Source organism: Synechococcus sp. R50.1 (assembly GCF_047462115.1).
In the GTDB taxonomy this organism is placed as follows: domain Bacteria; phylum Cyanobacteriota; class Cyanobacteriia; order Thermostichales; family Thermostichaceae; genus Thermostichus.
This window is the reverse complement of record NZ_JANSIN010000003.1, coordinates 54,620-65,448: the sequence shown is the minus strand read 5'-3', so window position 1 is coordinate 65,448 and position 10,829 is coordinate 54,620. Positions and strand designations below refer to the sequence as shown.

Genomic DNA, 10,829 nt, shown 5'->3' with positions numbered 1-10,829 from the left:
TCTTGTCGGCCTTCTTCGGGATCAAGGGGCAGAGCTGCGGGATGGGATCTCCTCGACATGGGTGTGCAACACCTTGCCGCACAGGGTTTTCTCCAGCCAGGGAGTCGCTGGCGATCGGGAGTGGAGAGTGGCCGCAGAAACCGTCCAAGGGTGGGTGGGATCAAACAGCACCCAGTCGCTGTGGGGGGTGAGGGTGGGCGGATCTAGGTTTAGGCAGCGGGCCGGGTACAGGCTGAGGGCAGACCACAGTTGCAGCGCCGTCAGGGATCCCGTTGCCACCAAATGTTGCCACAGCAGCGGCAGAGCCAGCTCCAGGCCCATCGCCCCCGGCGGGGCATCGGCAAAGGGCAGGGTTTTCTCTTCGTAGGTGTAGGGGTGGTGATCCGTAGCGATCCCCAAGTTGCCGGAACGGATCCCGGCGATCAGAGCCTCTCGGTCGCCGGCGCTGGGAAGAGGGGGCAGAAGGCGAAGGTGGGGATCGTAGCGGTGCTCAAAGACGGCCTCTTCGGACAAGATCAGGTGCATCCAAGTGGCGCTGGCGGTAACCGGCAGTCCTTCGGCTTGGGCCTGTTGGATCAGCTCCAGGCTGCGGGCTTGGCTCAGGCGCATGATGTGCACAGGCGGAGGGGAAGGAACGCTCCTGATCACCTCCAAGAGACGGGCCAGAGCGGCAGTTTCGGCACTGGCAGGGATCCCTTTCAGCCCCAGGCGCAGCGCCCAGATCCCTTCGTAGAGGCTACCTTGCCCGGCCAAGGTGGGATCCCAGGCCCAGAGCAGCAGGGGTTTATTCTCCAGCCGCAAATACTCCAGAGCCCGCCGCACCAAAGCCAAGGAGCGCAGTGGCTGAACTTCTGCAAAACCAACTGCTCCCGCTTGCGCCAGTTCTCCCCAGGGGGTTGGAGTTTCTCCTTGGCCACCCACGCTCAGGGCAGCCCAGGGCAGCCAGCGGGGATCCCCCAATTGGCGGGGGTAGCGGTTCAAGTGCTCCGGGCGATCCAGCACCGGAAAAAAGCCGCTTCCGGGAAGGGGGGTGGGCAGAAGCCCCACCTGGGTAAAGCCTCCCGCCAAAGCCGCTGCAGCCAAAGAGGTCAGGGTTTCCCGACTGTGGGCCAGAAAGTGCTCCGCACCGCTTACGCGACCGTTGCCAACCCCCTCGCCGCTGTGGGCATACAGATCCAGCAAACCCGGCCCCACCACCCAACCTGAGCCATCGATGGTGGGGATGTCGGCAGGGATCCCTGCTGGCTCGGTGGCCCGCAGGCGACCCTCTTGCAACCACACATCGGTTACTTCATCCCGCTGGCGCAAGGGATCCAATAGGCGCACTCTCTGGAGACACACATCTGGTAAGGACTCCGTCCCGCTAACGCGACCGGTCAGCTTGCGGAGAGGAGAGGATCCCATCTTCACAAAGCTCCAGCGGTGGTGCAGTCCAAGATCTGGCCCGACAGATGGGTGGTGAGGTTCAACACCTTCAAAACCGGGGCACCCTCCTTGCCTTCTGGATAGTCGATCACCGTAATGGCGCCATTCCCCTGCTTGAAGATCCAAAAGGCTTGGGGGGAAAGGTCGAACAACTGACAGATGATCGCCTTGTTGATGGCATCGTGGGCAACAACAACCGCCGTGCCCTGAGGAAACTGGGCTGCGGTGATGGCCAAAAGCTCCTGCCAAGCGGAGCGAGTGCGCTCCCACACCTGGTGAAGGTTTTCCCCATTGGGCATCTGCACACTGGCGGGATCCCGTTGCCAGCGCTCCAGCTCGCCGGGGTATTCGGCTTCGACTTCGCTTTGCAGCTTGCCCTCCCAGTCGCCGTGGCAGATCTCTTGCAAGTCGGGCATTGGGCGCAAAATGAGGTTGCTGTGGTTGCTGCAGATGGCATCGGCTGTGGCCCAAGGGCGCTTCAGGGGGCTGGAGAAGGCCAGTTGCAGAGGTTGAGTGGCCAAAAATTCTGCCACCTTGGCTGCCTGTTCCTCCCCGGTGGCATTGAGGGGGATATCCCGCTGCCCTTGAAAACGGCGCTCTCGGTTCCATTGGGTTTCCCCATGCCGCACCAGCAAGATGCGCATCCCCTGCTTGCGCTTGGGCAGGGCTTGGCCGAGGTGAGCGGTGATGTTCAGAGATTCCAGTTGTGGCGGCCCCTGCAGGCCCTCGGGAAAATTGAGAACGCTGATGGCGCAGTTATCCTGCCCAAGGCGGTGATAGTGGTGTGGCCCCAGGCCGATGGCGGTGCTGACCAGGGCGCGATTGATGCCGCTGTGGCCCACGATGAGGATATTGAGGGGCTGCCTTGGGGAGGGATCCGCTCCATGGTTCCAGGGGCCCGAAGCCGATTGCAGATGGAAAGCCAGCATTTCCCAAAACCCCTGCGCCTGCTGCCAGAGATCCCGCACCGGAAAGCGGCCCTCTAGCTCCAGGGTGTCGGGATGGTGCCGCCACAGGTGGTAATCTTCGGGGTATTTCTCCTGCACCTCGGCAAAGGTCAGCCCTTCCCAGGCCGTCAGGTCGATCTCCCGCAGTTGATCGGTAACGTGCAGAGGGATCCCTTCTCGGTCTTTCAAAAGGATGCGAGCTGTCTCGAGGGCGCGAGACAGGGGGCTGCAATAGGCGCAATCCAACGGGATCCCGGCCAGGGCCTCGGCTACACGCTGCGCCTGCACTTCTCCAGTGGGGGTGAGCCGGGAGAGATCGGAGCGGCCTTGAATGCGATTTTCCAGGTTGAAGGTGCTCTCACCATGGCGCACGATCAAGATGCGCAGGGCAGGCTGGTCGCGGTAGCGGGACGGAGTCCTTGCCATCGCTTGCATGGACTTACTCATCGCAGTAGCGGGACGGAGTCCTTAGAACACCTTCTAGAGTACCGCCACTGGGCGGCGCTCGCCTTCGTCAATTCACCGGTTGGGCTGCCGACTGAGGCGTATTTGGGCTGGTCGCCGCCGGTGATGAGGGCATCCTGGGAGAAGGACTACCGTGGCCGTGCTGCGTTCCCGTTGGCAGGGGTTTTGGCGGGAATGGATGCTGGCGACGCTGTTGGCGCAGTTCTTCTTCCGTTTACTGATCCCTCAAGAGATCCCTTGCCACCGCTAGATAGAATCTGAGGGGACAAAACGTGGGATCCCTCTCCCCTAAGCAAGCACTGCTATGGATTCTCCACAAGTGGCCGGGGATCCCGGATCCCTGACCGAAAGCCCCAACCCGGCTACAGCCGAGATCGACCGTCTCAGCACCTTGGAACTGGTGAAACGGATCAACGCCGAGGATCGGCAGGTGCCGGAAGCGGTGGCTGCTCAGGCGGAGCCGATTGCCCAAGCCATCGATGCCATTGCCCAGCGGATGCGTCACGGCGGGCGGCTGATCTATATCGGGGCAGGAACCTCAGGTCGCCTGGGGGTACTGGATGCGGCTGAGTGCCCACCCACTTTTGGCACTTCCCCCGCACAGGTGGTGGCTTTGATCGCCGGGGGGGAAAAAGCCCTGACCCAGGCGGTAGAGGGTGCAGAGGACGACGCAGAAGCGGCTGCCCGCGCGCTGGAGGGTCTTCACCTCCAAGCTCAAGATAGTGTGGTGGGAATTGCTGCCAGCGGTCGTACCCCCTATGTGCTGGGTGGGATCCAAGCCGCTAGGAGCATGGGGGCGCTCACGATTGGCCTGGCCTGTAACCACCCTTCCCCGCTAACCGAGCAGGTGGACATTGCCATTGCCCCTTTGGTGGGGCCGGAGGTGATCCTCGGATCCACCCGCATGAAAGCCGGCACAGCCCAAAAGCTGGTGTTGAACACGATCTCCACTGGAGTGATGATCCGCTTGGGCAAGACCTATGGCAACCTAATGGTGGATCTCCAGGCCAGCAATGCCAAGCTCAAGCAGCGGGCGGAGCGAATGGTGGCCCTAGCCTGCGATCTGGATCCCGCCGCGGCTGCCCAATTGCTGCAGGCTTGTGATGGAGAGGTGAAAACCGCGATCCTTGTGGCCTTGCTGGGGTGCTCTGCTCAGGAAGCTCGTCAGCACTTGCAACAGGCCCAGGGCAACATTCGCCAGGTGCTTGATGCTGCTCTGGCGCAGCAGTAGTGATGACAGCTGGGTGGCTTGTCCATGAGCGTTTGCGGCTACCTCTACACGCCTTCCCATGCTCCTTTGCCGGAACAGGAGTTGGCCTGGCTCCAGGGGCGAGGGGCCGATCCCATCCTGCACGATTGGGGATCCCGAACTCATTTGGAGGAGCTGTTCCGACGCATCACAGCCGGCTTGGTGCAGGAAGTGCTGCTCTTGCGCCTGTCGGATCTGGGGGATCGGGCGGATGAAATCCACGAGCGGCTGCTGCAAATCCAACACTCCGGGATCCGCCTCAGCTTGGTCACCGAATCCGGCCTGCAAACCCCCACCAAGGCTGCCGATTGGATCCCGCTGCTGGCCGAGATCCCCCATCAGTTGCAAAGCCGCCGCCTCTGCTGCAGCCAAGCCCAAAACCGCCTGGCGGGCAAACCCCCCCCTGGCCCTGCCCCCTTTGGCTACCGCCGCGAAGGGGAACGCTACGTGCTGGATCGCCGGCAGGCCAGCATCGTTCAGGATTTTTTCCAGCACTTTCTCCTCTACGGATCCCTGCGGCAGGCGGTGCGCTTCTTGGAGGAAAAACACCACAAGCGGATTTCTGTGGCCACCGGACGCAACTGGCTGCTCAACCCGGTATACCGCGGGGATCTGGCCTATGCCGACGGCACCACCCTGCGGGACACTCACCCGGCCCTTCTCAGCCGCACGGAAGCCGCCCAGATCGATCGCTGGCTCAAACGCAACCAAGGGATCCCGCGTCGCAGCGCCAGCGCCCCCCGCGCTTTGGCCGGCCTGGTTCATTGCTGCGCTTGTGGCAGCCTTCTGCGCATTGTGCAAACCACCCCTCGCAAGGGGAAAAAGAACGGATCCCCCTACCTCTATCTGCGCTGCCAAACCTGTCGCTACAGCCTCCCCTACACCGAAGTCCTGCAGGAGGTGATCCGGCAGGTGTGCGAACAACTGCCCCAACGCGCCCAGACGCTGGATCGACAAGCCCTCACCCAAGTCCGCCAAGAGCTGCAAGCCCAAATCCAGGCCAACGCCGAGCGGCTGCGGCAATTGGAAGAGCTACAGCAATCTGGACTGATGGACGAAGCCTCTCTGGCCCAGCGTCGCTACCAGTTGCGAGCAGAGACGGCCCGCTTGGCCCAAAAGCTGGAGCAACTCCCCCCCGCCAACCTCACCCAGACCATCCAAACCCTCTCCATCCCCCCCTTCTGGCAAGACCTCAGCGAGACCGAACGGCGTGCCTACCTGCGGGAATTCCTGCGCCGTATCGAGGTGGATTCTGCAGGAGCGGTGCGAGTTACGTTTGCCTTTGATCCCTGAGAGTGAAGGGTTCTCCCCACCTTCCCCGGAGAATTGAGACCATTCTTGATTCTTTCTCGACTCAGCCCTGCCTCAGCGACAAGCCAAGAGGACGGGATCAGCGCCATGGCATAGCTGAATCCTTCCCGATTTGGGTGAATTGTCATCTGGAATTGTTTTCTTTTGATCACTGATGAAAGTATATCTAAAACTAAAATCGGGAAAAACATCAAAAATCGACTTGAGAAGCCCTGGGAACTTTCTTAGGACCATTTGCAAGATCTGGGAACTTCTAGCTTTTTGAGGGATCCACCTTTATCCTTCGCAACAGTTCTCAGGGGGCGGGTTGGCTGCCGATAATGTCCCTTGTCTGCCCCATGGAGGAACGCGCTGTGAAATTGGCGGTTTACGGAAAAGGTGGGATCGGCAAATCCACCACCAGTTGCAACATCTCGGTGGCCTTGGCCAGGCGGGGCAAAAAGGTCTTGCAGATTGGCTGTGATCCCAAGCACGACAGCACCTTCACCCTGACCGGCTTTCTCATCCCCACCATCATCGACACCCTGGAAGCCAAGGGCTATCACCACGAAGACATCTACCCAGAAGATGTGATCTACCGCGGCTACGGCGGCGTGGACTGCGTGGAAGCGGGTGGGCCCCCGGCAGGGGCCGGCTGTGGCGGCTATGTGGTGGGGGAAACCGTCAAACTCCTGAAGGAGCTGAACGCCTTCGATGAGTACGATGTCATCCTCTTCGATGTGCTGGGGGATGTGGTGTGCGGCGGTTTTGCGGCTCCCCTCAACTACGCCGACTACTGCCTGATCGTAACCGACAACGGCTTTGATGCCCTGTTTGCCGCCAATCGGATTGCTGCCTCGGTGCGAGAAAAGGCCAAAACCCGCAAGCTGCGGTTGGCCGGGCTGATCGGCAATCGCACCAGTAAGCGGGATCTGATTGACAAATACGTCTCGGCAGTTCCCATGCCGGTTATCGAGGTGCTTCCCCTCATTGAAGATATTCGCGTCTCGCGGGTCAAGGGCAAAACCCTCTTCGAGATGGCGGAAACCGATCCCAGCCTGGAGCCTGTCTGCCAGTACTACCTGAACATCGCCGATGAGCTGCTGGCCCGTCCGGAAGGGATCGTGCCCCAACCTGCCGAGGATCGGGAGCTGTTTGCTTTGCTCTCCGACTTTTACAACACTCCAGCCCGCCAACTGGCCTTGGTGTAAGGGATCCCCTGCCGGCTTGGGCAGTGTGTCCAAAGATGAAGCCACTGTTTCGGAAAACCGTCGCAAACCTTATCAATTTGTTGTCCGATCCGCTTTCCCCCCCAAGATGGATCCTGTAGGGATCCCGCTTTGGGAAGGAAATGGCACAGGAGTTGGATATGCAAGGACAAGAGCAACCCACCGTCGTGATTACCGGAGCTTCCTCGGGTGTTGGCCTATACTCAGCTTTGGCCTTGGCCAAGCGCGGCTGGCACGTGGTGATGGCCTGTCGGGATCTGGACAAAGCCTACCGGGCGGCCCAGCAAGTGGGGATCCCCCAGGGCAGCTATACCCTGATGCAGATCGACCTAGCCAGCTTGGCCAGCGTGCGGCGGTTTGTCGAGCAGTTCCGCAACTGGGGCCGTTCCTTGGACGCCTTGGTCTGTAATGCCGCCATCTACATGCCCTTGCTCAAGCAGCCCTTGCGCAGCCCGGAAGGATATGAGCTGACCATGGCCACCAACCATCTGGGGCATTTCTTGCTCTGCCATTTGATGTTGGAGGATCTGAAACGCTCCACCTATCCAGATCGGCGGCTGGTGATCTTGGGCACGGTTACCCACAATCCCAAAGAGCTGGGGGGTAAGATCCCACCCCAACCCCACCTGGGGGATCTGCGGGGATTTGCCCAGGGCTTTAAGGATCCCATCAGCATGGCCGATGGCGGCAAATTCGATCCGGTGAAAGCCTACAAAGACAGCAAAGTCTGCAATATCCTCACCATGCGCGAGCTACACCGCCGCTTCCATGAGAGCACAGGCATCACGTTCCTCTCTCTCTATCCGGGGTGTGTAGCCACCACGGCTCTGTTCCGCCATCACTATCCCCTGTTTCAAAAACTTTTCCCCTGGTTTCAAAAAAACATCACGGGCGGATTTGTTTCTCAGGAATTGGCCGGAGAGCGGGTGGCCCAAGTGGTGGCCGATCCCGAGTTTCGTCGGTCGGGATTCTACTGGAGCTGGGGTAACCGGCAACGCAAGAATGCCAAGCCCTTTAACCAAGAAGTCTCTGACGAGGCGGCAGACGATGCCAAGGCCAAATTGCTTTGGGATCTCAGCGAAAAATTGGTGGGTGTGCCCCAGTTGGTAGCCCTCTAGTTGGCAACGTTCCCTTCTTTTATGTTTTTAGGAGACGAGCATGAATGCTGCTTTGGATAGTGCCAACGCCCTTAACTTTCAGTGCGAAACCGGCAATTACCATACCTTTTGCCCGATTAGCTGTGTAGCTTGGCTTTATCAAAAAATTGAAGACAGCTTCTTTTTGGTCATCGGCACCAAAACCTGTGGCTACTTTCTGCAAAACGCCATGGGGGTGATGATCTTTGCCGAGCCCCGCTATGCCATGGCGGAGCTGGAAGAGGGGGATATTAGCGCCAAGCTCAACGACTATGAGGAGCTGAAGCGGCTGTGCCTGCAAATTCAGCGGGATCGCAATCCCAGCGTGATTGTCTGGATCGGCACCTGCACCACCGAGATCATCAAAATGGATCTGGAGGGCCTAGCCCAGAAGCTGGAGGGGGAGATTGGGATCCCGATTGTGGTGGCCCGGGCCAATGGCCTCGACTACGCCTTTACCCAAGGGGAAGATACGGTTTTGGCCTCGATGGCTCAGCGCTGCCCAGAGCAGGTGCGGGCAGAGGAGCAGGAAACCCGCGGGGGTCTCCAGGCCCTTTTCTACGGGCTCCGCTCCGGAAAAAAGAAAGAGGAGGAAGGCTTCCACAAGCATCCCCCCTTGGTGATCTTCGGCTCGGTGCCCGATCCGGTGGTGACCCAACTCACCCTGGAGCTGAAAAAACACGGGATCCGCGTCTCCGGCTGGTTGCCGGCCAAACGCTATGGGGAGCTGCCGGCCATCGAGCCGGGCACCTACGTGGTGGGGGTGAATCCTTTCCTCAGCCGCACGGCCACCACGCTGGTACGCCGTAAAAAGGCTAAGCTCATCACCGCTCCTTTTCCCATCGGGCCGGATGGCACCCGCGCCTGGATAGAAGCCATTGCCCGCGAATTGGGGATCCCAACTCAAGGCTTGGCAGAGCGGGAAGCGGAAGTGTGGAGCCATCCCCAAGTTCGGGATTATCTGGAGCTGGTGCGAGGCAAAAGCGTTTTCTTCATGGGCGATAACCTGCTGGAGATCTCGCTGGCCCGTTTCTTGGTGCGCTGCGGCATGACGGTGCAGGAAATCGGGATCCCTTACATGGACAAACGCTACCAAGCGGCTGAGCTGGCCCTCTTGGAGCGCACCTGCGAAGAGATGGGAGTGCCCAAGCCCACCATCGTAGAAAAGCCGGATAACTACAACCAAATCCAGCGCATCAAGGCCCTGCAGCCGGATCTGGTGATCACAGGTATGGCCCACGCCAACCCCCTAGAGGCGCGCGGGATAACCACCAAGTGGTCGGTGGAGTTTACCTTCGCTCAGATCCACGGCTTCGGCAACGCCCAAGCTCTGCTGGAGCTGGTGACCCGACCGCTGCGGCGCAATGCAGCCCTCAAAGGCTTGGGTTGGGAACGGCTGGTGCGAGAAGAAGCCCCTATCTAACCTTCCGGCTCCTCATTGTCAAACAGTAGACCGTCTAGGTGATCTGGCAGTTGCTGCCGGTCGATCCAGACCATGCCCGCCAGAATAGCTTCGGCCTCGTTTTGAAAGTAGCCGTAGGCTTTGGTGCCAATCTCCGACTCGCAAGAGCCATCTTGCTGGAGCAGCCGGCAGCGAAAGATAAACCCCTTCTCTGTAGCTTGGGTGGTGATGCTCCAGTTGCGATGGATATGCTCGGCCATAGCAGGGATCCCGCCTCGAAAGAGGGTGAATTGCAGACTCAGAGGGTGCTCAACACCTCTCGCGCGGCGGCTAGAGTTTTCTCCACATCGGCCTCTGTGTGGGCCAGGGAGGTGAAGCCGGCCTCAAATTGCGAGGGCGCCAGATAGACTCCCCGCTCCAACATGCCGCGATGGAAGCGGGCAAATTTCTGCAGATCGGAAGTCTTGGCCTCTTCGTAGTTGCGCACCGGGCCGGCAGTAAAAAAGAAGCCAAACATGCCGGGCAGATAGCCCCCACACATCTCATGCCCTGTTTCCCGTGCGATCTGCAATAGCCCCGTCGCCAACTTCTCGGTAATCCGCTCCAGGTACTCGTAGGTGCCCGGACGACGCAAAATATCCAGCGTCTGGATCCCTGCTGTCATGGCCAGGGGGTTGCCGGAAAGAGTCCCTGCCTGATACATCGGCCCCGCTGGAGCCACCATTTCCATAATTTCTCGCCGACCGCCGTAGGCCCCCACCGGCAGGCCGCCGCCGATGACCTTGCCCAGGGTCGTTAAATCGGGGATGACCCCAAACTTGGCCTGTACACCGCCATAGCTGATGCGAAAGCCGGTCATCACCTCATCAAATACCAGTAGGGCTCCGTACTTTTGGGTGAGATCCCGCAACCCTTCCAAAAAGCCCGGCTGAGGGGGAATGAAGCCGGCATTGCCCACCACCGGCTCTAGGATGACTCCGGCAATGGAGTCGGGGTGCTGTTCAAACAGGGCCTTGACTGCCTCCAGGTCGTTGTAGGGAGCCGTCAGCGTAGCGCTGGTAGCTGCCTTGGGCACCCCAGGCGAGTCTGGCAAGCCCAGCGTGGCCACCCCCGAACCGGCTTTCACCAAAAACATATCCGCATGGCCGTGGTAGCAGCCCTCAAACTTGATCACCTTTTCCCGACCGGTATAGGCCCGCATCAAGCGCAGCACCGCCATGCAAGCTTCGGTGCCGGAATTGACAAAGCGCACCATCTCCACACTGGGCACCGCCTCAATGACCCGCTCCGCCAGCTCATTTTCCAGAACGCAAGGGGCGCCGAAGCTGGTGCCTTTCTCCAAAGCTCGGCGCAGAGCCTCAATGACCTCGGGGTGAGCGTGGCCAACAATCGCCGGCCCCCAACTGCCGATGTAGTCGATGTATTGGTTGCCGTCCACATCCCAGGCGTAGGCCCCTGAGACGCGGTCGAACACTACGGGATCCCCGCCCACCGACTTGAAGGCCCGTACCGGAGAACTAACCCCCCCCGGCATGAGGCTTTGTGCCCGGGCAAAAACCTGCTTGGAGCGGGTGGTGTTAAACGAGGTGGAGTGGAGAGTGCTGGTCATAGAGCAGGAGCTTTCAACGCATTACCAAGGCTAGCAAGCAAGGGAGCTTTCTGGTGAGCCCTTTTACCGACCATGAA

At 60.1% G+C, this 10,829-nt stretch carries 9 protein-coding genes; 5 read left to right on the top strand and 4 right to left on the bottom strand.

Features of this window, described 5'->3' with window-relative positions:
- Positions 1-21: 21 nt before the first annotated feature.
- Both NW870_RS01685 and NW870_RS01680 read right to left on the bottom strand, forming a co-directional pair.
- Positions 22-1,404: a dihydroorotase gene (locus tag NW870_RS01685; protein WP_414373578.1), complete on the bottom strand. Its 1,383-nt coding sequence runs from the start codon at positions 1,402-1,404 to the stop codon at positions 22-24.
- Between the two features lie 2 nt (positions 1,405-1,406).
- Entirely contained in the window at positions 1,407-2,807 is a 1,401-nt protein-coding gene (locus NW870_RS01680; protein WP_414373576.1) for a histidine phosphatase family protein, read from the bottom strand.
- Positions 2,808-3,141: 334 nt separating this feature from the next.
- Between NW870_RS01680 and murQ the strand changes: the two genes are divergently transcribed.
- From murQ to NW870_RS01655, 5 genes are all read left to right on the top strand, one after another.
- Positions 3,142-4,068 carry an N-acetylmuramic acid 6-phosphate etherase gene (gene murQ, locus NW870_RS01675; RefSeq protein WP_414373574.1) on the top strand — a complete coding sequence of 309 codons (927 nt, stop codon included), beginning with the start codon at positions 3,142-3,144 and terminating at the stop codon, positions 4,066-4,068.
- A 24-nt stretch (positions 4,069-4,092) separates the two neighbouring features.
- The gene (locus tag NW870_RS01670; protein ID WP_414373573.1) at positions 4,093-5,379 is read left to right on the top strand and encodes a recombinase family protein; all 1,287 of its coding nucleotides are present in this window, start codon (positions 4,093-4,095) and stop codon (positions 5,377-5,379) included.
- A 371-nt stretch (positions 5,380-5,750) separates the two neighbouring features.
- Positions 5,751-6,587: a ferredoxin:protochlorophyllide reductase (ATP-dependent) iron-sulfur ATP-binding protein gene (gene bchL / locus NW870_RS01665; RefSeq protein WP_041437180.1), complete on the top strand. Its 837-nt coding sequence runs from the start codon at positions 5,751-5,753 to the stop codon at positions 6,585-6,587.
- 158 nt (positions 6,588-6,745) lie between these two features.
- Positions 6,746-7,723, top strand: coding sequence for a protochlorophyllide reductase (locus tag NW870_RS01660; RefSeq protein WP_414349746.1), 978 nt, complete (start codon positions 6,746-6,748; stop codon positions 7,721-7,723).
- Between the two features lie 40 nt (positions 7,724-7,763).
- A complete protein-coding gene (locus tag NW870_RS01655; protein ID WP_414373572.1) occupies positions 7,764-9,164 on the top strand; it encodes a ferredoxin:protochlorophyllide reductase (ATP-dependent) subunit N in 1,401 nt (466 codons plus the stop codon).
- On the opposite strand, the gene NW870_RS01650 is transcribed toward NW870_RS01655, so the two are convergent.
- Both NW870_RS01650 and hemL read right to left on the bottom strand, forming a co-directional pair.
- The gene (locus tag NW870_RS01650; protein WP_414373570.1) at positions 9,161-9,403 is read right to left on the bottom strand and encodes a hypothetical protein; all 243 of its coding nucleotides are present in this window, start codon (positions 9,401-9,403) and stop codon (positions 9,161-9,163) included. The two genes, NW870_RS01655 and NW870_RS01650, sit on opposite strands and share 4 nt — an antisense overlap.
- 38 nt (positions 9,404-9,441) lie before the next feature.
- Positions 9,442-10,752 carry a glutamate-1-semialdehyde 2,1-aminomutase gene (gene hemL, locus NW870_RS01645; RefSeq protein WP_011432645.1) on the bottom strand — a complete coding sequence of 437 codons (1,311 nt, stop codon included), beginning with the start codon at positions 10,750-10,752 and terminating at the stop codon, positions 9,442-9,444.
- Positions 10,753-10,829: the final 77 nt, after the last annotated feature.

Bases quoted from the DNA above. Each gene is read 5' to 3' on its own strand.
- NW870_RS01660 (WP_414349746.1), top strand. From the start codon at position 6,746: ATGCAAGGACAAGAGCAACCCACCGTCGTGATTACCGGAGCTTCCTCG.
- murQ (WP_414373574.1), top strand. From the start codon at position 3,142: ATGGATTCTCCACAAGTGGCCGGGGATCCCGGATCCCTGACCGAAAGC.
- NW870_RS01680 (WP_414373576.1), bottom strand. From the start codon at position 2,807: ATGCAAGCGATGGCAAGGACTCCGTCCCGCTACCGCGACCAGCCTGCC.
- hemL (WP_011432645.1), bottom strand. From the start codon at position 10,752: ATGACCAGCACTCTCCACTCCACCTCGTTTAACACCACCCGCTCCAAG.
- NW870_RS01670 (WP_414373573.1), top strand. From the start codon at position 4,093: ATGAGCGTTTGCGGCTACCTCTACACGCCTTCCCATGCTCCTTTGCCG.
- NW870_RS01655 (WP_414373572.1), top strand. From the start codon at position 7,764: ATGAATGCTGCTTTGGATAGTGCCAACGCCCTTAACTTTCAGTGCGAA.
- NW870_RS01650 (WP_414373570.1), bottom strand. From the start codon at position 9,403: ATGGCCGAGCATATCCATCGCAACTGGAGCATCACCACCCAAGCTACA.
- NW870_RS01685 (WP_414373578.1), bottom strand. From the start codon at position 1,404: ATGGGATCCTCTCCTCTCCGCAAGCTGACCGGTCGCGTTAGCGGGACG.